Origin of the sequence: Streptomyces sp. NK15101 (assembly GCF_020400725.1) — a bacterium.
Lineage (GTDB): Bacteria > Actinomycetota > Actinomycetes > Streptomycetales > Streptomycetaceae > Streptomyces.
Window position 1 is genome coordinate 32,829 of sequence record NZ_JAINVG010000055.1, and the last position, 18,291, is coordinate 51,119.

The following is an 18,291-nucleotide window of genomic DNA, read 5'->3' on the forward strand; positions in this document are numbered from 1 at the left end:
GACCTACCCTCAGGTGCCATGACGACCGCCACCGCCCTCTGGTCCTTCGCCCTCGTCGTGGGTCTCCTCACCCTCACGCCGGGCCTCGACACCGCCCTCGTGCTGCGCACGGCGGCCCTCGGCCGCCGCGCGCGGGCGTGGGGCGTCGTCCTCGGCATCCAGACGGGCGTCCTGGCCTGGGGCGCGCTCACCTCCCTGGGGGTGACCGCGCTCCTCACCGCCTCCCACCTGGCGTACGAGGCGCTGCGCTGGGCGGGCGCGGCGTACCTGGTGTGGATGGGCGTCCAGATGCTGAGGAAGACGTTCGGCGGGCACGCCGTGCAGGAGGCGGCCCAGGAGCGGAACACCCCGGACACCTTCGCGTCGGGCTGGCGCCAGGGCACCCTCACGAACCTGCTCAACCCGAAGGTGGGCGCCTTCTACGTGGCGGTCCTCCCGCAGTTCCTCCCGGCGGACACGAACCACTTGGCGATGGGCCTCCTCCTCACCACGGAGCACATCCTCCTCGGCCTCCTCTGGTCCGCCGCCCTGATCGCCGGCGCCCGCCTCCTCTCCGCCCGGCTCCGCCGCCCCTCCGCCCGCCGCACCCTCGACCGCCTCACGGGCACGGCCGTCGCGGCCTTCGGCCTCCGGCTGGCCTTCGGGGACTGAGCGCCGTCAGCGGAACTCGTGGACGACCTCGATCCCGCCCACGATGTGCGCGTTGAACTCGCCCAGCTCCTCCGCCGGCACCCACAGCTCCAGGATCGTCCGGCCGCCCACCTGCCGGACCGGGTACCTGCGGAGGAACTCCGTGTCGACCTCGAATCGGGTGACGTAGCCGGCGCCGCTGTGCTTCACGTTCCAGTCGCGGGCGATCCTCACCGCGTACTCCTCGTCGAGGACCGGGTAGAAGATGGGCTGCTCCGGCAGCCGCGGCGGCCACGCGCGCCAGCCCGACTCCCGTACGAGTTCCAGCTCGACGGGGCCGGTGGGGCGCCACAAGGTGGTCGTCGGTCGCTGGGCGGTCATGGGCTTCGCTCTCTGTGGAAGGAGTGGCCGACCGTACCGGCCCGTTCCGTGCCGCGGCCAGGGAGTTTCAGGGAGCCAGCGTCCGGACCAGGTCCTCCGCCGCCCCCAGCGCCGCCACCTCTTCCGCCGTCAGGTTCGGGTCCGCCGCGCGACGGGCGCGGGCCGCGGGGAGGTGGGGGAGGGCCGGGCCGCGGAGGGCCGTCAGGAGGGAGGCGAGGCCCGCGCGGGCGCCGGGGGCGTACGGGGCGGGGGAGACGGCCACCTCCGCGAGGATCAGCGCCGACACGGCGCGGTCCAGGCCCGGCGGGGTGCCCTCCTCCGCCGTCTGCCAGTCGATGACGACGGGGCCCCGGTCGGCCGTGAGGACCACGTTCCCGGGGTGCAGGTCCAGGTGGACCACGCCGTCCCCCGGCAGCGCGTGCAGGCGGTCCAGGAGGTCCGCGATCAGCTCGCCCGCCGGTTCCGGCTCGTACGCCCCCGTCAGCAGCGCGTCCAGGAGCGAGGGCCCCGCCAGGCGCTCCATCACCAGGTCGGGACCCCGCGCGTGGAGGACGGCCGGCACCGGATAGCCCCGGTCGGCGAGCCGGGCCATCACCGCCGCCTCCCGGGTCGCGTCCCCGCCGTCCCGGTACCGCCGCAGCACCCGTTCCTCGTCGAGCGCGTGCACGTCCGCCGTCCTGCCCTGCCCGATGATCTCCAACTGCCCGCCCCCTTCCTCCCCTTGGCCCTCATTCTGCAATGACGGAGGGCCCGTCCAGGGTCGGAAGACCGTGAACGGGCCCTCTCGCGGCCGTCGCCCGGAGATGCCGGCGGAGGTCGGTGGAGGCCGGCGGAGGTCACTCCTCCAGCGTCAGGCCCCGCCGCAGCCGGCCGAGGGTGCGGCTGAGCAGCCGGGACACGTGCATCTGCGAGATGCCGAGTTCCGCGCCGATCTCCGACTGGGTGAGGCCGGAGACGAAACGGAGGGAGAGGATCTGCCGCTCGCGGGCGGGCAGCGAGGCGATCATCGGCTTGAGGGAGGCGATGTACTCGATGCCGGTGAGCCCGTGGTCCTCGTAGCCGAGGCGGTCGGCGAGCGCGGCCTCGCCGCCGGCGCCGTCCTCCTCGTCGGGCTGCGCGTCGAGCGAGGCCGCGGTGTAGGCGTTGCTCGCGGCCAGGCCCTCGACGACCTCCTGCTGCTCGATGCCGAGCTCCTCGGCGAGTTCGGCGACGGTCGGGGCGCGGTCGAGGCGCTGGGCGAGCGCGTCACCGGCCCTGGCGAGGTCGAGCCGGAGCTCCTGAAGCCTGCGGGGCACGTGCACGGACCACGAGGTGTCGCGGAAGAAGCGCTTGATCTCGCCGATGATCGTCGGCATCGCGAAGGTCGGGAACTCGACGCCGCGGGTCAGTTCGAAGCGGTCGATCGCCTTGATGAGGCCGATCGTGCCGACCTGGACGATGTCCTCCATCGGTTCGCTGCGGGTGCCGAACCGGGCGGCGGCGAAACGGACCAGGGCGAGGTTGAGTTCGACGAGGGTGTTGCGGACATACGCGTATTCATGGGTGCCCTCCTCCAGCTCGGAGAGCCGGGCGAAGAGCTGCTTCGACAGGGCGCGGGCGTCGACCGGGCCGATCCGGTCGAGGGGTGTGTCGTGCAGCCGGTCGGGCAGGTCGACGGCAGGGTGCCGGGGGAGTGCTGCCGACGGCGCGTCGGGGGTACGCGGGGCGTCGAGCCGGGGTGACATGGGTCTCCTTCTGGTGCTTCTCGCTGCGGTTTGCGGCGCCTCCAAAGCCGGCCGGGTCGGACGTTCCCTACTAGCCCTACCCGGTCGACCCGGATGGTTGCAAGTGGCAATAATCCGTTTCGTGGTGATATGAGAGGTACCTCATGTGCATCGAAGGGCATGCCGCTTGTAGGGTTCTAGGCACGTCAGTCGGCATCCGCGAGAGCGAAAGAGGCACGGCCATGGACCGCCAGCACATCGGCAGCGCGCCGCCCGCGCGACTGCGGGTCGAGGTCCGGGACGTGGCCGGCAGCACGCTCCTCACGCCCGTCGGCGAGCTCGATCACCACACCGCGGAACTTCTGCGCACCCCTCTGGACGACGCCCTCGACCAGGGCCGCGCACGGCTCGTCGTCGACTGCTCGGGCCTGGAGTTCTGCGACTCGACCGGGCTCAACGTGCTGCTCGGCGCCCGGCTGAGGGCGGACGCCGCCGGCGGTGGCGTCCATCTGGTGGCGATGCTGCCCGCGGTGGCCCGGGTGTTCCACATCACGGGCGCGGACGCCGTCTTCACCGTCCACGAGACGCTCGACACGGCGCTCCCCGGCTGAGACCCACGTCATACCCCCGGCACCCCGCACGGCCCCCGTACGTCCTGTCCCCTCCGTCCCGTCGATAGGTGAGGTGAAGCGTTGATGGACCAGGCTTCCGACGTCCGTACGCTCGCCCTCGGCGAGACCAGCGGCACCGTGCCGCTGGCGCGTGACTTCACTCGGACGGCGCTTTACGAGTGGGGCTGGCTGCCGGCCGCCACAGCCGACCGCAGGGCCGCCGCCGAGGACGTCCTGCTCGTCGTCTCCGAGCTCGTCACCAACGCCTGCCTGCACGCCGAGGGCCCCGAGCGGCTGCGCGTCCTGCGGATGCCCCGGGCGCTGCGCCTCGAAGTCACCGACCGCGGCGCCGGGCAGCCCGCGCCGCGCACCCCCCACCGGTCCGGACGGCCGGGCGGGCACGGCATGTTCATCGTGCAGCGGCTCTGCCTGGACTGGGGCATCGACCGCACCCCGGGGTCCCCCGGCAAGACGGTCTGGGCCGAACTGGCCGCACCGGCATAGGACTTTCACAAGTCCGCGCGTTCCCCTGGCTTCCCTCCGCAAGGTCTCGGGCGTACCTTGACGCCCAATCTGAAAGACCGTCAGTTTCATTGCGGTGAGGGGTGCTCGGGGTGTCCAAGGAGCCGAACCGGAGGAGAACGACCGCCGCGCTCACGGCGGCGGCCGCGGTGGCGGGCGCGACCGTACTGGCCGGAGCACCGGCCGCCCGGGCGGCCGTCGTCGACGTGAACTACGCCTGCGAGACGAAGATCGGGCCCAAGAGCGCCGTCTCGCCCGTCGACATCAAGGCCGCCAGGAGCGGCAACGGCTACACGATCACCATGTCGTTCGACAAAGGGGTCTCCGACAGCCCGGTCGAGCTCCCCAAGGGCGTCATGACCCCGCGCGCCGAAATCGTCCTCGGCGGGGACGCGAGCGGCACGGTGAAGGTCACGGGGACGCCGAACACGGCCGCCGTCCCGCCCGACACCCCCATCCGGATAGGCACGCTGACCGGCACGTTCACCCCGAAGAAGAACGGCAGGGTCACCTTCACGGCCGGCACCCTCACCGTGCACGCCCTCGGCATGGACGCGGCCGTCTGCACACCGAAGAACAACCCGAGGCCGTCGCTGGAACTCCAGGTCACCGGGGTCTCCGGCGGCGGCTCGCGGAACGACGCCCCGCCGCCCGCGGGCGACCCCGGTGACTCCGGGGACTCCGGCGGCGAACTGCCCAGGACCGGCCCGCTGGACTCCGCCCCGGCGCTCGGCACCCTCGGCGGCACCGTCCTGCTGACCGGCGCCGCCGGAGTCCTCTGGCTCACGCGGCGCACGGCACGCTGATGCGGACGGCGGCACGCTCCGGACGGCCCGGACGGCGCACGACGGCCCGCCCCTGGCGCCGCACGGCCGCCCGCTCCGGGCTCGTGGCCGCCGTGACCGCCCTCCTCGGCGCGGTCGCGGCGGCGCCCCCCGGCGCCCGGGACTGGACGGCGGCGCCCGCCGCCGGACGGCCGTACGCCTACCTGGAGGGCCCGCCGGGCAGCGTCCTCCAGGACACCCTGTCGGTCACCAACCCCGGCACCGCACCGCTCACCGTCCGCCTCACCGGCCAGGGCGCACCGGTGTCGTTCGCCGCGCGGACCGTGCGCGTGCCCGCCAGGACCCGGGCCGACGTGCCCTTCGCCGTGACCGTCACCGCGGACACCCCGCCCGGCGAGCACCGCGGCGCCGTCCGGGCCTCGGCCGCCGGCCGGGAGGTCCGCGTCGACCTGCGGCTACGGGTCAGCGGACCGCGCCTCGCCGCGCTCACCGTCGAGGACGTCCACGTCGACGGGGCCACCGGCACCCTCCGCTACACCCTGGTCAACCGCGGCACCACGGTCCTAGCCCCGCGCCTCGCGGTCCGTGCCGAGGGCCTCCTCGGCACCGTCCTCGACCGACCCGACCGCGCCCTGCCGCTCACCCTCCGCCCCGGCGAGCGGGCCACCCGGACCGAACCCTGGCCCGACCCGCCCGCCCTCGACTCCGTCACCGTCCGGCTGACGGCCACCGCACCGGGCGCCGCCCCCGCCACCGCCCGCGCCGAGGCCGCCTTCGCCTCGGGCCCCGCGCTCACCGGCACCGCCGCCCTGCTCCTGGCGGCGGCGGGCGGCGCCGGATGCGCGGTGCGGCGGCGCGGCGGGTCCCCTACCCGGCGAGCCCCGGCGGGAGCGACACCATGAGGACGATCCGTACGGCCGCCGCCCTCCTCGCCGCCCTCGCCCTCGTCCTGCTGCCCGCCGCCCCCGCGGCGACGGCGGCCCCCGGACCGGTGGTCGAGCTCTCGAAGACCGAGGGCGGCAAGGGCGGCGAGATCACCGTCAGCGGCAGCGGCTGGAAGCCCGGCGCGCTGCTCATGCTCCTGATCTGCGGCCAGGGCGCCCCCGGCAAGGGCGTCATCGGCGGCACCAACTCCTGCGCCAACACCGAGGGCCGGGCCGCCACCGTCGACGCCAGGGGCGCGTTCAGCACGAAGCTCCCCGTCGCCGAACCGCCCGAGCCCTGCCCCTGCGTGGTGCACGTCGCCGGTGTCACCGGGCAACAGGACGCCGTCGACAAGGAGTTCACGGTCGCCGGGCACCCCACGGCCCCGCTCCCCGAGGCCTCCGGCGACGGCCGCCTCGCCGTCCTCGCCGCCGTCCGCCTCGAGGGCTCCAGCGGCCTCCTCGTCTGGTTCGGGGCGCCCCCGCGCCGCGAGGTCGTCTTCACCGTCGGCAACCTCGGCCCGGCCGCAGTGAAGGACCCGGTCTTCCAGGTCGGCACCAGCCACGGCGTCTTCGCCCCGCAGTACGAGGAACGCCAGTGGCGCGGCACCGTCGAACCCGGCGGGAAGGCCCTGATCCGCCTCCCCGCCGAACTCGCCGCCGGCGCGCACGGCGACTACCAGGTCTCCGTGAAGTACGCGGGCGAGGTCCTCGTCGAGCAGCCCTGGGGCGTCGGCAGACCCTGGGGCGTGGCCCTCTTCTGGGTGCTCCTCGCCGTCGTGGTGCCCTCCGCGCTGTTCCGGATCGGCATGGCCGTGGTCGACCGCGTGCGGCCCGCTTCCGGGGCCGGCCGGGCCCCGGCCCCCAGGACCCGGCCGGGGGCGCGCCCGCGTCGCCGCGCCCCCGCCCGTACACCCGCTTCCGCCCCCGCACCGGGGGACGGGGAGACGACCGCGGCCCTGCCGTGGTTCAGCCCTGACTCCGCACCGTCAGCGCCAGAGAGCAGCAGCCCGACGACGAAGGGACATGCGTGAGTACGCAACGGAGGATGAGCGCGGCCGGGGTCGCGCTGATGCTCGGCGGCGCGGGGATCCTGTATGCCGCCGGCCCCGCCCAGGCCGCCGAGGTGGGTTACGCGACGGAGTGCATCCCGCCGTCGATCTCGGGGCTTCCGCCCGTGCAGGGCACGACGAAGGTGCTGATCACCGCACCCGCGGAGGCCAAGGTCGGCGACGAGGTCGAGATCGTCTGGAAGACGGTCCAGGCCGCCTCGAAGAACCCCGACGTGCTCGACCTCGACAAGGACACGGTGAAGCCGACCGGCGTCCTCACCGTCGGCGGCGCGGGAAGCGGGACCGTCGCGATGGAGGGACCGCGGCAGAACCCGCCGATCCCCAAGAACTCGCCGATGGTCCTGCCCGACATGAAGGGGAGGCTGAAGCTGGAGAAGGCGGGCGAGATCACCCTGACGCCCGGCAAGTACACGATCAACGTATCCAAGCCCCTGTCGACCGACACCAAGTGCTCCCCCAAGGAGACGGTGCCGGTCGGTGCGACGATCAAGGTCACGGACGGGGGAGGGAGCACGACGTCGGGCGGTTCGTCGGCGTCGGGGGGTTCGTCGTCCGGGGGCACGACCACGACGTCCGGAGGAACCACCACCTCGGGCGGCACCACCACCTCGGGCGGCACCACCACCTCGGGCGGCACCACCACCTCCGGCGGCACCACCACCTCCGGCGGTTCCTCCGGTTCCGGCGGTACGAGTTCCACGGCCGGCGGCACCACCGCCTCGGGCGGTACGAGTTCCACCGGCGGCTCCGCGACGGGCTCCTCGGGCGGCACCGGCGGCGACTCCGAGGGCACCGGCGGCGACTCCGGCGGTCAGACCGACTTCCCCGGCAAGCAGGTCGCGGTCCAGTTCTCCTGCCGGCCCCCCGGCCCCGCCTCGATCGCCTCCAAGGTCACGATCGACGCCAAGAAGAACGGCAACGGCTACGACCTCACGGTCAAGACCGCCAAGGGCGTCATGAACAGCCCGGCGGCCCTGCCCGCCGGCGCCCTCAAGCCGTCCATGGCGGTCCGGCTCGGCGGCGCCGACAGCGGGACGGTGAAGGTCACCGGCCCCGCCAACGCGGCCCCCCTCGAAGCGGGCAAGCCGGTCGACCTGCCCGACATGAAGGGCACCTACACCCCCGGGGCGACGGGCAGGTCCACCCTCAGTCCCGGCGCGCTCACCATCAGCGTCTCGCTCGGCGGCTCGCCGATCGTCATCCCCTGCCAGGTCAAGGGCGCCGTGCGGGCCTCCCTGGAACTGGACACGAGCAAGCAGGCCGGCGGCGCCTCCGGCGGCTCCGACGGCGGGACGGACGCGGGCACCGCCTCGGGCTCGGGTTCGGGCTCGGGCTCGGGTTCGGGTTCCGGCGGCTCCGACGGCGGGAACCTCGCCCAGACCGGCGCGGAGAACGACGGCGCCCTGCGCGCCCTCGCCCTCGTCGCGGGCACGGTCGTCCTGGTCGGCGGCGCGGTCTTCACCTTCACCCCCTGGGCGCGGCTCAGGCGGTGAGGAACGACGGAGGGCCCGTCGCACCGGTGCGGTGCGACGGGCCCTCCGCGCGGGCGGGTGGCGTCAGTGGACGTCGCCCATGAGCGCCCGGACCTTCTTGCGGTACATGAAGATCGCGAAGGCGGCCAGGGTCGCGGCCGCGGCCTGCAGGGCGATGATCCCGGTGCCGTTCAGGTCCACGCCCGCGAGGGAGAGCAGACCGGTGGTGCAGTCACCGGCGGTGACGGCGAGGAAGAACACGCCCAGCATCTGCGAGGCGTACTTCTTCGGGGCCATCTTCGTGGTCAGCGACAGGCCGACCGGGGACAGGCACAGCTCGGCGATGGTCTGGATCATGTAGATGCCGACCAGCCACATCGGGCTGACCTTGGCGTCGCCGGAGGCCATGCCGATCGGGGCGAGGAACACGAAGAACGAGATGCCGATGCCGAGGAGGCCCAGCGAGAACTTCACGATCGTGCTCGGCTCCTGGTTGCGGCGGGCGAGCCACACCCACAGCCAGGCGAAGACCGGGGCCAGCGCCATCACGAACAGCGGGTTGAGCGACTGGAACCAGGTGGCCGGGAAGCTCAGCGGACCGATGTGGTCGGTGGTCTTGCTGTCCGCGAAGAGGGACAGGGTCGAGCCGCCCTGGTCGTAGATCATCCAGAAGACGGCCGCGGCCACGAAGAACCAGATGTAGCCGGAGACCTTCGACTGCTCGGTCTTGTCGAGTTCCTTGTCGCGCTTGATGCGGACGATCACGGCGATCGGGATGACCAGGCCGGCGACGGTGATCGGGACCAGCGCCCAGTTCAGGGTGTACATGCCGGCGGCGACGACCGCGCCGTAGAAGACGGCGACGGCGACGATCGCGAGGCAGACCTTCACGAGGACCGACTTGCGCTCGGCGGCGGACAGCGGGTTCGGGACCTCGCTGCTCTTCTCGCTCAGGTGGCGCGTGCCGAACAGGAACTGGCCCAGGCCCAGGGCCATGCCGATGGCCGCGAGCAGGAAGCCCAGGTGCCAGTTGTGGCTCTCGCCGACGGTGCCGATGACCAGCGGGGCGAGGAAGGCGCCGAGGTTGATGCCGACGTAGAAGAGGGTGAAGCCACCGTCACGGCGCGGGTCGTCCGGGCCGTCGTAGAGGTGGCCGACCATCGTGGAGATGTTGGCCTTGAGCAGACCGGAGCCGGCGGCGACCAGCGCCAGGCCGACGAAGAACATCGCCTGGCCGGGGATGGCCAGCGAGGCGTGACCGGCCATGATCACGAAACCGGCGATGGTGACGGTCTTGCGGGCGCCCCAGACGCGGTCGCCGAACCAGCCGCCGGGCATGGCCATCAGGTAGACCATCGAGACGTACACCGAGTAGATGGCCGTCGCCGTGGCCGCCGTCATGGCGAGGCCGCCACCCTGGCTGCCGGTCGCGGCGTCCGCGCCGCCGGAGACCAGGTACAGGACCAGAAGGGCCCTCATGCCGTAGTAGGAGAAGCGCTCCCACATCTCGGTCATGAAGAGGGTGGCCAGACCACGGGGGTGGCCGAAGAACGTCTTCTCGGAACCCGGGGTTCCGGTCGAAGCCGTCGTCAGGCTGGACGCCATGTCGATCCTTGCTCTGTCGGGACGCACGCCTTGTGAGCGTGATGCGCCCGGTGGGGGAGGCCGGCACCGGCGGGGTCGAGTGACTCCGCCGGGATCCACGCCCCGGGAGACGCGTGTGCGCGTCCAGGGACCCGGCCCACAGGTCGTTCACCGTCTCGAGGTTCGGCCGGGCCGACCCTACGCAGAAAGAGGACCTTGACCCGTGAAGCAGGCCAAAGGTCCCCGATTACCGCTACTGACGTCTCGCCACCATACGACACGACAGTGCCGGATATGGAAGGACTTGAGAGATGGATCACAGGTGACGAGGGAACCGTACGCGATCATTCGAAGGTCATCTGCTGGATGCCCACAAGATCTCCAGGGGTCATCCCGGCCCCTCGGATCCCGCCCCGGCCCGGGTGTCCCGCGGACTACCATCACTCCATGACCCGTGTACTGCTCGCCGAGGACGACGCATCCATCTCGGAACCGCTGGCCCGCGCCCTGCGGAGAGAGGGGTACGAGGTCGAGGTCCGCGAGGACGGTCCGACCGCCCTCGACGCCGGCCTCCAGGGCGGCGTCGACCTGGTCGTCCTCGACCTGGGCCTGCCCGGCATGGACGGCCTGGAGGTCGCCCGCCGGCTGCGTGCCGAAGGCCACACGGTCCCGATCCTGGTCCTCACCGCCCGTGCGGACGAGGTCGACACCGTCGTCGGGCTGGACGCGGGCGCCGACGACTACGTCACCAAGCCCTTCCGGCTCGCCGAGCTCCTCGCCCGCGTCCGGGCCCTGCTCCGGCGCGGCTCCGCCGAGCCCGCCGTCGCCCCCGCGACCCACGGCGTCCGGATCGACGTCGAGTCGCACCGCGCCTGGATGGGCGAGGAGGAGCTCCAGCTCACCGCGAAGGAGTTCGACCTCCTCCGCGTCCTGGTCCGGGACGCCGGCCGGGTCGTCACCCGCGACCAGCTGATGCGCGAGGTCTGGGACACCACCTGGTGGTCCTCCACCAAGACCCTCGACATGCACATCTCCTGGCTGCGCAAGAAGCTCGGCGACGACGCGGCGAACCCCCGGTACATCGCGACGGTCCGAGGAGTCGGCTTCCGCTTCGAGAAGAGCTGAGCCACCGCCCCACCACGTCCGAAATGAGCCGGGTCACCGTCACGTCATGCGCCGCCGCCTGATCAACTCCACGCTCGCCGTCGTCCTCGTCGTCATCGCCGTCTTCGGCGTCTCCCTGGTCGCCGTCGAGACCCGCACGATCTCCAGCAGCGCCCAGGAGAGCGTGGACTCGGAGGCGCTGAGGCTCGTCTCCATCGTCGACAGCCGGCTCATCGGCGGCGAGCCGGTCAACCCGGACATCCTCGCCGAGCAGAGCGGCGCCAAGCGGTACGCCGAGATCCGCATCCCCGGCCGCGACCCCATCGAGATCGGCACCCGCCCCGACGGCGACGTCATCCGGGGCGAGGCCCGGGGCGAGCGCGGCGAGACCGTGGTCGTCGAGGAGTCCCGCTCCGCGGTGACCGCCGAGGTCGGCCGCACCCTGCTGATCATCGGGGCGGTGGCCCTGCTCGCGGTCGTCGCCGCCGTCCTCCTCGCCGTACGGCAGGCGAACAAGCTGGCGTCCCCGCTCACGGACCTCGCCGAGACCGCCGAGCGGCTCGGTTCGGGCGACCCGCGGCCCCGGCACAAGCGGTACGGGGTGCCCGAGCTGGACCGCGTCGCGGACGTCCTCGACGCCTCCGCCGAGCGCATCGCCCGGATGCTCACCGCCGAGCGCCGGCTCGCCGCCGACGCCTCCCACCAGCTCCGCACGCCCCTCACCGCGCTCTCCATGCGCCTGGAGGAGGTCGCCCTCGCCGACGACCTGGACACGGTCAAGGAGGAGGCGACCATCGCGCTCACCCAGGTCGAGCGCCTCACCGACGTCGTCGAGCGGCTCCTCACCAACGCACGGGACCCCCGCACGGGCTCCGCCGTCGCCTTCGACCTGGACGAGGTCATCAAGCAGCAGATCGAGGAGTGGCGCCCGGCCTACCGCAGCGCGGGGCGGGCCATCGTGCACTCCGGCAAGCAGGGCATGCGGGCGGTCGGCACCCCGGGCGCGGTCGCCCAGGTCCTCGCCGCCCTGATCGAGAACTCGCTCATGCACGGCGGCGGCACGGTCGCCCTGCGCACCCGCGTCACCGGCAACCAGTCGGTGATCGAGGTCACCGACGAGGGCCCGGGCGTCCCCGCCGACCTCGGCGCGCGGATCTTCGAGCGGGCGGTGAGCGGGCGCAGCTCGACGGGGATCGGCCTGGCGGTGGCCCGGGACCTGGCGGAGGCGGACGGCGGCCGGCTGGAGCTGCTCCAGCAGCAGCCGCCGGTCTTCGCGCTCTTCCTGAGCCGCGAGGTCAGGAGCGTCACGGCGGAGCCGCCGGAGCGCCCCGTGCGGTAGCCGGTCCGGGGCCCGGCGAGCGGAGGTGTCAGACGCGGTCGGGCTGGCGGCGGACGGCCTGCCGGGGCGTCTTCCCCAGGAACGATTCGGCAGTCTGCACGGCCTCCTTCGCCGGCAGCGCGCGGAACACCCACGTGCGGTACGACCAGAAGCGGAACAGCGTCGCGACGCCGATGCCGAAGAACTTGAAGAAGTTGCTCTGCAGCGGGGTGTCCCAGCCGAAGCCGTACGTCGCCGCGTACAGCACGCCGTTCTGGATCACCAGACCGATCAGGCTGAAGACGAGGAAGAGCACCAGTTCCTTGGTGCGGCTGCTCTTGTCCCGGTCCCGGTAGGTGAAGTACCGGAAACCGAGGTAGTTGAACGCGATCGCCACCACGGTGGCGATGACGCTCGCCCGTACCACCGGCAGGTCCGAGAAATGGCGGACGAGGTTGAACACCCCGAGGTCGACCAGCACCCCGACGGCGCCCACGGCACCGAACTTGGCGACCTCGCGGACGAGCCCCTCGAGTCGCATGCGCAGTGCGCCGGGTTCACTCATGGTGATCGCTGTGTCCGTCCGTCGGAATGACGTCCGGGCGACGTCAACCCAACCATGCTAACCAGCGCCCCTGTCACCCGCCTGTGTACCTCGCAAAGCCGTGGACAACCCGTTCTCCGGCGCCTCCCACCCGGTGGGAGCTTGTGCCAAAGCACAGCCGGACGAGTGTTCCCCGATGGTGCGGATACCCTAAGAGGGTGACGTTCCCCGTAGTAGGCATGGTCGGAGGCGGGCAGCTCGCCCGTATGACCCACGAGGCGGGTATCCCCCTCGGCATCAAGTTCAAGCTCCTCAGCGACACCCCGCAGGACTCCGCGGCCCAGGTGGTGAGCGAGGTCGTCCTCGGCGACTACCGCGACCTGGACACGCTGCGTGACTTCGCGCGCGGCTGCGACGTGATCACCTTCGATCACGAGCACGTGCCCGCGGAGCACCTGGCGGCCCTGGAGGCGGACGGCGTCGTCATCCGCCCCGGCCGCGAGGCCCTCGTGCACGCGCAGGACAAGGGGGTGATGCGCGCGAAGCTCGACGAGATCGGCGCGCCCAGCCCCCGGCACCGCATCGTCGCCGATCCGGCCGACGCCGCGGCCTTCGCGGCCGAGGTCGGCGGCTTCCCGATCATCCTGAAGACCGTGCGCGGCGGTTACGACGGCAAGGGCGTCTGGTTCGTCCGCACGCCCGAGGACGCCCAGGACCCCTTCCGCGCCGGGGTCCAGGTCCTCGCCGAGGAGAAGGTCGACTTCGTCCGCGAGCTCGCGGCGAACATCGTCCGCTCCCCGCACGGCCAGGCCGTCGCCTACCCCGTCGTCGAGTCCCGCCAGGTCGACGGCGTCTGCGACACGGTCATCGCGCCCGCGCCCGGCCTCGACGAGGAGCTCGCGGGGCAGGCGCAGGAGCTGGCCCTCCGGATCGCCAAGGAGCTGGGCGTCGTCGGCCACCTCGCCGTCGAGCTGTTCCAGACCAAGGACGGCCGCATCCTCGTCAACGAGCTGGCGATGCGCCCGCACAACTCCGGCCACTGGACCCAGGACGGGGCGATCACCTCGCAGTTCGCCAACCACGTCCGGGCGGTCCTCGACCTGCCCCTCGGCGATCCGCGCCCGCGTGCGCGGTGGACCGTGATGTGCAATGTCCTGGGCGGCGACTACCCGGACATGTACTCCGCGTACCTGCACTGCATGGCCAGGGACCCGCAGCTCAAGATCCACATGTACGGCAAGGACGTGAAGCCCGGTCGCAAGGTGGGCCACGTCAACACCTACGGCGACGACCTCGACGACGTGCTGGAGCGCGCCCGTCACGCCGCCGGCTATCTGCGAGGAACGATCGTTGAGTAATCCGCTCATTGGCATCGTCATGGGATCCGACTCCGACTGGCCCGTGATGGAGGCCGCGGCGCAGGCCCTGGACGAGTTCGAGATCCCGTACGAGGTCGACGTCGTCTCCGCCCACCGGATGCCGCGCGAGATGATCGCGTACGGCGAGGAGGCCGCGGGCCGCGGGCTCAAGGCGATCATCGCGGGCGCCGGCGGCGCCGCCCACCTCCCGGGCATGCTCGCCTCCGTCACCCCGCTGCCCGTCATCGGCGTGCCGGTGCCGCTGAAGTACCTCGACGGCATGGACTCGCTGCTCTCCATCGTGCAGATGCCCGCCGGTGTCCCGGTCGCCACGGTCTCCGTGGCCGGCGCGCGCAACGCGGGCCTGCTCGCGGCCCGGATGCTCGCCGCGCACGACCCCGAGCTGCTCACCCGCATGACCGAGTTCCAGCAGGAGCTCAACGACCAGGCCACCGAGAAGGGCAAGCGCCTGCGGGCCAAGGTCGAGGGCGCAGAGTCCTTCGGCTTCGCCAGGTGAGCGCGGCCGACCGTCTGGAGGAGGCCCGCGAGCTGCTCGCGGGCCACCCCGTCGTCGACGGCCACAACGACCTCCCGTGGGCGCTGCGCGAGCACGTGCGCTACGACCTGGACCGGATGGACATCGGCGCGGACCAGACCGGCGCGCTCCACACCGACCTCGCCCGGCTGCGGGCCGGCGGCGTCGGCGCCCAGTTCTGGTCGGTGTACGTGCCGTGCCGGCTGGCCGGCGACGACGCGGTCAGCGCCACCCTGGAGCAGATCGACGTGGTCGACCAGCTCCTCGACCGGTACGCCGCCGACCTCGCCCCCGCCCTCACGGCGGACGACATGGAGGCGGCCCGGACGCAGGGCCGCATCGCCTCGCTCAAGGGCGCCGAGGGCGGCCACTCGATCAACAACTCCCTCGCCACCCTGCGCGCGCTGCACGCCCTCGGCGTGCGCTACATGACGCTCACGCACAACGACAACAACGACTGGGCGGACTCGGCGACCGACGAGCCCGGCGTCGGCGGGCTCTCCGCCTTCGGACGGCAGGTCGTCCGCGAGATGAACCGCTCCGGCATGCTCGTCGACCTCTCGCACGTCGCCGCGACGACGATGCGGGACGCGCTCGACGCCACGGCGGCGCCGGTGATCTTCTCGCACTCCTCGTCCCGCGCGGTCTGCGACCACCCGCGGAACATCCCGGACGACGTCCTGGAGCGGCTGCCCGCCAACGGCGGCGTCGCGATGGCCACCTTCGTGCCCAAGTTCATCCTCCCCGCGGCCGTCGAGTGGACCGCGCGGGCGGACGACAACCTCCGGGCGCACGGCTTCGACCACCTCGACACCACCCCCGAGGCGATGAGGCTGCACCGCGCCTTCGAGGAGGCGAACCCCCGCCCGATCGCCACCGCCGCCACGGTCGCCGACCACCTCGATCACATGCGCGAGGCCGCCGGCATCGACCACATCGGCATCGGCGGCGACTACGACGGCACGGCCTTCACCCCGGCCGGCCTCGACGACGTCGCCGGCTACCCGAACCTGATCGCGGAGCTCCTGCACCGCGGCTGGTCCCGCCCGGACCTGGCCAAGCTGACCTGGTCCAACGCGGTCCGCGCCCTCCGGGACGCGGAAGCGGTCTCCCGCGACCTGAAGGGCCGCACGGCCCCGTCGAACGCCACCATCGAGGCGCTCGACACCCCGTAGCCGGTGCTCACCCGGACGGTCCAGCCCACCGCGCCCCCCGGAGGGGACGGTGGCACGGTGGACGGTACTGCCCCGCCGCTCTCGGCGGGGCGGTACTGCATCGCCGAGTCCGGAGTCGCACCATGGCGGAACTGCTAGACGACCATCCCACCCTCTCCACCGTCCCTGCTGCCGGCGTGCCCGCGCCACCGGACCCACCGCCGCTCGACGAGACGGCCCGCGCCCGCGCCATCCTGGCCGCCCAGCCCGTCACCGAGGGGCACACCGAACTCCCCGAGTCCCTCGACCCCGAGGACCTGCCGCCCGTCCGCGCCCGAGAGGCCGGGGCCCAGCTCTGGTCCCTGCATGTCGAGGCGGACGAGGGCGTCATCGGGACCCTGCGGCGGATCGACTCCGTCCGCGCCCTCGTCGCCGACTGCCCCGAGGACCTGCGCCTCGCGCACAGCTCCTCCGAGCTGGCCGACGCCCGCAACTGCGGCCGCGTCGCCGCCCTGCTCGGCCCGGTCGGCTGGACGGCGCTCGGCGGCTCGGCCGCCACCCTGCGGGCCTACCACGCCCTGGGCGTGCGGGCCGTGAACCTCACCTGCTTCGACCGCTTCGCCCGCGACGCCGTACGGGAGATGAACCGCATCGGCCTGGCCGTGGACCTCTCCGGCGCCGACCCGGACACGGTCCGCAGCGCCCTCGCGGTCACCCGCGCCCCGGCCCTGCTGACCAGGGCGGCCCCGGAGGCCCTGCCGGACGACGTCCTGCGCCTCCTCGGCGGGAACGGCGCCGTCCTCATGGTCCCCGTCGCCGAGGACCCGGAGGCCGCTGCCGACGCCCTCGACCGGGTACGGGCGGAGGCGGGCCCGCAGTGCGTCGGCGTCTCCCACACCACCGCCCCGGCCGTCGGCTACGTGCCCCTCTTCGCCGAGCTGCTCCGCCGGGGCTGGAGCGCCCAGGAGCTGGTCGGCCTCGCCCACGCCAACGCCACCCGGGCGCTGCGGCAGACGGAGTTCCTGTCCCGGACGAACCGGATCCGGCCGGCCGCGGCCTGAGCCGTACGCGAGAGGGGCGCACCGCCCGGCGGTGCGCCCCTCTTCGTGTCCCGTACGTCAGGCGGTCGGACGGCCCATCGCCCGGTACGTCCAGCCGGCCGCCCGCCACCGCTCCCCGTCGAGGGCGTTGCGGCCGTCGAGGATCACCCGCGCCGAGGCGACCCCGGCCAGCTCCGCCGGGTCGAGCTCGCGGAACTCGCGCCACTCGGTCAGGTGCAGCACCACGTCCGCCCCGCGCACCGCCTCCAGGGCGGAGGAGGCGTATCCGAGGGTCGGGAAGACGCGGCGGGCGTTCTCCATGCCCTTCGGGTCGTAGACGGTCACCTGGCCGCCCTGGAGGTGTATCTGGCCGGCCACGTTCAGCGCGGGGGAGTCGCGGACGTCGTCCGAGTCCGGCTTGAAGGTGGCGCCGAGCACGGCGACCCGGCGGCCCAGGAAGGTGGACCCGCCGAGGGCCTCGCGGGCCATCTCCACCATCTGGCCGCGCCGCCGCATGTTGATCGAGTCGATCTCGCGGAGGAAGGTCAGGGCCTGGTCGGCGCCCAGCTCGCCCGCGCGGGCCATGAAGGCCCGGATGTCCTTCGGGAGGCAGCCGCCGCCGAAGCCGATCCCGGCGCGCAGGAACTTGGCGCCGATCCGGTCGTCGTGGCCGATGGCCTCAGCGAGCTTGGCGACGTCGCCGCCGGCGGCCTCGCAGACCTCCGCCATCGCGTTGATGAAGGAGATCTTCGTCGCGAGGAAGGAGTTGGCGGCCGTCTTCACGAGTTCGGCCGTCGGGAAGTCGGTCACCACGAACGGCGAGCCCCCGCCGACGGGGACCGCGTACACCTCGCGGAGCGTCTTCTCGGCCCGCTCGTCGGAGCCGCGCACGCCGACCACGATCCGGTCCGGGTGCAGGGTGTCCTGGACGGCGAAGCCCTCCCGCAGGAACTCGGGGTTCCAGGCGAGGTCGACGCCCTCCGGGAGGAGCGCCGCGAGCCGCTCGGCCGAGCCGACCGGCACGGTCGACTTGCCGACGACCAGGGCCCCGTCGCGCACCACCCCGGCGAGGGAGGCGAAGGCGGCGTCCACGTAGCTCATGTCGCAGGCGTACTCGCCGTGCTTCTGCGGGGTGTTCACGCAGACGAAGTGCACGTCGCCGAAGGCGCCGACCTCCTCCCAGGAGGTGGTGAAGCGCAACCGGCCGCTCGACCCCTCGATGCCGGCCACGTGCTTCGCGAGCAGCTCCTCCAGGCCCGGCTCGTACATGGGCACGCGCCCGGCGGACAGCATCTCGATCTTCTCGGGGACGACGTCCAGGCCGAGCACCTCGAAGCCCAGCTCCGCCATGGCCGCGGCGTGGGTGGCGCCGAGGTAGCCGGTGCCGATCACGGTGATCTTGAGGGCCATGCGGGACTCCAGGGAACGTCGGGCGGAATGCCTGCCCGAGCATAGTCGGGCCCTGGTCCGGGACCCGGTCACGCCCTACCATTTGGGTTACTTAACGGTAGTTAGCAAGCGTGGGAGTGAATGAGCGTGGCGGGTTCGACTGAT

The 18,291-nt window shown here is 72.9% G+C and carries 19 protein-coding genes; 13 read left to right on the top strand and 6 right to left on the bottom strand.

Annotated elements, in window-relative coordinates; translation table 11 throughout:
* Positions 1-18 precede the first annotated feature (18 nt).
* Complete coding sequence (locus K7G60_RS25905) at positions 19-651, top strand: LysE family translocator (RefSeq protein ID WP_225803354.1); 633 nt, start codon at positions 19-21, stop codon at positions 649-651.
* A gap of 6 nt (positions 652-657) precedes the next feature.
* On the opposite strand, the gene K7G60_RS25910 is transcribed toward K7G60_RS25905, so the two are convergent.
* The 3 genes from K7G60_RS25910 to K7G60_RS25920 all read right to left on the bottom strand — a co-directional run bounded on the left by K7G60_RS25910 (position 658) and on the right by K7G60_RS25920 (position 2,735).
* Entirely contained in the window at positions 658-1,011 is a 354-nt protein-coding gene (locus K7G60_RS25910) for a hypothetical protein (RefSeq protein ID WP_225803355.1), read from the bottom strand.
* Between the two features lie 67 nt (positions 1,012-1,078).
* Positions 1,079-1,711, bottom strand: a complete 633-nt coding sequence (locus K7G60_RS25915) for a phosphotransferase (protein ID WP_225803356.1) — start codon at positions 1,709-1,711, stop codon at positions 1,079-1,081.
* A gap of 136 nt (positions 1,712-1,847) precedes the next feature.
* On the bottom strand, positions 1,848-2,735 hold the full coding sequence (locus K7G60_RS25920) for an RNA polymerase sigma factor SigF (protein WP_225803357.1): 888 nt from the start codon (positions 2,733-2,735) through the stop codon (positions 1,848-1,850).
* 221 nt (positions 2,736-2,956) lie between these two features.
* On the opposite strand from K7G60_RS25920, the gene K7G60_RS25925 reads away from it, so the two are divergent.
* From K7G60_RS25925 to K7G60_RS25950, 6 genes are all read left to right on the top strand, one after another.
* Complete coding sequence (locus K7G60_RS25925) at positions 2,957-3,325, top strand: STAS domain-containing protein (protein WP_225803358.1); 369 nt, start codon at positions 2,957-2,959, stop codon at positions 3,323-3,325.
* An 84-nt stretch (positions 3,326-3,409) separates the two neighbouring features.
* The gene (locus K7G60_RS25930) at positions 3,410-3,829 is read left to right on the top strand and encodes an ATP-binding protein (RefSeq protein WP_225803359.1); all 420 of its coding nucleotides are present in this window, start codon (positions 3,410-3,412) and stop codon (positions 3,827-3,829) included.
* 110 nt (positions 3,830-3,939) lie between these two features.
* Complete coding sequence (locus K7G60_RS25935; RefSeq protein WP_225803360.1) at positions 3,940-4,653, top strand: peptidase; 714 nt, start codon at positions 3,940-3,942, stop codon at positions 4,651-4,653.
* The gene (locus K7G60_RS25940) at positions 4,653-5,534 is read left to right on the top strand and encodes a hypothetical protein (protein ID WP_225803361.1); all 882 of its coding nucleotides are present in this window, start codon (positions 4,653-4,655) and stop codon (positions 5,532-5,534) included. The genes K7G60_RS25935 and K7G60_RS25940 overlap by 1 nt, the downstream gene beginning before the upstream one ends.
* Positions 5,531-6,589: a hypothetical protein gene (locus tag K7G60_RS25945; protein ID WP_225803362.1), complete on the top strand. Its 1,059-nt coding sequence runs from the start codon at positions 5,531-5,533 to the stop codon at positions 6,587-6,589. The genes K7G60_RS25940 and K7G60_RS25945 overlap by 4 nt, the downstream gene beginning before the upstream one ends.
* Before the next feature lie 14 nt (positions 6,590-6,603).
* Positions 6,604-8,121 carry a hypothetical protein gene (locus K7G60_RS25950; protein WP_225803363.1) on the top strand — a complete coding sequence of 506 codons (1,518 nt, stop codon included), beginning with the start codon at positions 6,604-6,606 and terminating at the stop codon, positions 8,119-8,121.
* A 63-nt stretch (positions 8,122-8,184) separates the two neighbouring features.
* On the opposite strand, the gene K7G60_RS25955 is transcribed toward K7G60_RS25950, so the two are convergent.
* Positions 8,185-9,705, bottom strand: a complete 1,521-nt coding sequence (locus K7G60_RS25955) for a peptide MFS transporter (RefSeq protein WP_225803364.1) — start codon at positions 9,703-9,705, stop codon at positions 8,185-8,187.
* 426 nt (positions 9,706-10,131) lie between these two features.
* Between K7G60_RS25955 and K7G60_RS25960 the strand changes: the two genes are divergently transcribed.
* Together K7G60_RS25960 and K7G60_RS25965 are read left to right on the top strand one after the other, a co-directional pair.
* Entirely contained in the window at positions 10,132-10,809 is a 678-nt protein-coding gene (locus K7G60_RS25960) for a response regulator transcription factor (protein ID WP_225803365.1), read from the top strand.
* Positions 10,810-10,855: 46 nt separating this feature from the next.
* The gene (locus K7G60_RS25965) at positions 10,856-12,127 is read left to right on the top strand and encodes an ATP-binding protein (RefSeq protein WP_225803366.1); all 1,272 of its coding nucleotides are present in this window, start codon (positions 10,856-10,858) and stop codon (positions 12,125-12,127) included.
* Between the two features lie 28 nt (positions 12,128-12,155).
* On the opposite strand, the gene K7G60_RS25970 is transcribed toward K7G60_RS25965, so the two are convergent.
* A complete protein-coding gene (locus K7G60_RS25970) occupies positions 12,156-12,671 on the bottom strand; it encodes a GtrA family protein (protein ID WP_225803367.1) in 516 nt (171 codons plus the stop codon).
* A gap of 197 nt (positions 12,672-12,868) precedes the next feature.
* Here K7G60_RS25970 and K7G60_RS25975 point away from each other — a divergent pair, with 197 nt between their 5' ends.
* The 4 genes from K7G60_RS25975 to K7G60_RS25990 all read left to right on the top strand — a co-directional run bounded on the left by K7G60_RS25975 (position 12,869) and on the right by K7G60_RS25990 (position 16,758).
* The gene (locus tag K7G60_RS25975) at positions 12,869-14,008 is read left to right on the top strand and encodes a 5-(carboxyamino)imidazole ribonucleotide synthase (RefSeq protein WP_225803368.1); all 1,140 of its coding nucleotides are present in this window, start codon (positions 12,869-12,871) and stop codon (positions 14,006-14,008) included.
* A gap of 19 nt (positions 14,009-14,027) precedes the next feature.
* Entirely contained in the window at positions 14,028-14,525 is a 498-nt protein-coding gene (gene purE / locus K7G60_RS25980) for a 5-(carboxyamino)imidazole ribonucleotide mutase (protein ID WP_225803373.1), read from the top strand.
* Positions 14,522-15,718, top strand: a complete 1,197-nt coding sequence (locus tag K7G60_RS25985) for a dipeptidase (RefSeq protein WP_225803369.1) — start codon at positions 14,522-14,524, stop codon at positions 15,716-15,718. Before purE ends, K7G60_RS25985 begins: the two co-directional genes overlap by 4 nt.
* A 122-nt stretch (positions 15,719-15,840) precedes the next feature.
* A complete protein-coding gene (locus K7G60_RS25990; protein ID WP_225803370.1) occupies positions 15,841-16,758 on the top strand; it encodes a membrane dipeptidase in 918 nt (305 codons plus the stop codon).
* Between the two features lie 57 nt (positions 16,759-16,815).
* Here K7G60_RS25990 and K7G60_RS25995 read toward each other — a convergent pair whose 3' ends face one another.
* On the bottom strand, positions 16,816-18,147 hold the full coding sequence (locus tag K7G60_RS25995; protein ID WP_225803371.1) for a UDP-glucose/GDP-mannose dehydrogenase family protein: 1,332 nt from the start codon (positions 18,145-18,147) through the stop codon (positions 16,816-16,818).
* Positions 18,148-18,291: the final 144 nt, after the last annotated feature.

What these genes read in the sequence shown, in the direction of transcription:
- K7G60_RS25905 (WP_225803354.1), top strand. Translation starts at nt 19, where the DNA reads ATGACGACCGCCACCGCCCTCTGGTCCTTCGCCCTCGTCGTGGGTCTC.
- K7G60_RS25910 (WP_225803355.1), bottom strand. Translation starts at nt 1,011, where the DNA reads ATGACCGCCCAGCGACCGACGACCACCTTGTGGCGCCCCACCGGCCCC.
- K7G60_RS25920 (WP_225803357.1), bottom strand. Translation starts at nt 2,735, where the DNA reads ATGTCACCCCGGCTCGACGCCCCGCGTACCCCCGACGCGCCGTCGGCA.
- K7G60_RS25925 (WP_225803358.1), top strand. Translation starts at nt 2,957, where the DNA reads ATGGACCGCCAGCACATCGGCAGCGCGCCGCCCGCGCGACTGCGGGTC.
- K7G60_RS25930 (WP_225803359.1), top strand. Translation starts at nt 3,410, where the DNA reads ATGGACCAGGCTTCCGACGTCCGTACGCTCGCCCTCGGCGAGACCAGC.
- K7G60_RS25940 (WP_225803361.1), top strand. Translation starts at nt 4,653, where the DNA reads ATGCGGACGGCGGCACGCTCCGGACGGCCCGGACGGCGCACGACGGCC.
- K7G60_RS25945 (WP_225803362.1), top strand. Translation starts at nt 5,531, where the DNA reads ATGAGGACGATCCGTACGGCCGCCGCCCTCCTCGCCGCCCTCGCCCTC.
- K7G60_RS25950 (WP_225803363.1), top strand. Translation starts at nt 6,604, where the DNA reads ATGAGCGCGGCCGGGGTCGCGCTGATGCTCGGCGGCGCGGGGATCCTG.
- K7G60_RS25955 (WP_225803364.1), bottom strand. Translation starts at nt 9,705, where the DNA reads ATGGCGTCCAGCCTGACGACGGCTTCGACCGGAACCCCGGGTTCCGAG.
- K7G60_RS25960 (WP_225803365.1), top strand. Translation starts at nt 10,132, where the DNA reads ATGACCCGTGTACTGCTCGCCGAGGACGACGCATCCATCTCGGAACCG.
- K7G60_RS25965 (WP_225803366.1), top strand. Translation starts at nt 10,856, where the DNA reads ATGCGCCGCCGCCTGATCAACTCCACGCTCGCCGTCGTCCTCGTCGTC.
- K7G60_RS25970 (WP_225803367.1), bottom strand. Translation starts at nt 12,671, where the DNA reads ATGAGTGAACCCGGCGCACTGCGCATGCGACTCGAGGGGCTCGTCCGC.
- purE (WP_225803373.1), top strand. Translation starts at nt 14,028, where the DNA reads ATGGGATCCGACTCCGACTGGCCCGTGATGGAGGCCGCGGCGCAGGCC.
- K7G60_RS25990 (WP_225803370.1), top strand. Translation starts at nt 15,841, where the DNA reads ATGGCGGAACTGCTAGACGACCATCCCACCCTCTCCACCGTCCCTGCT.
- K7G60_RS25995 (WP_225803371.1), bottom strand. Translation starts at nt 18,147, where the DNA reads ATGGCCCTCAAGATCACCGTGATCGGCACCGGCTACCTCGGCGCCACC.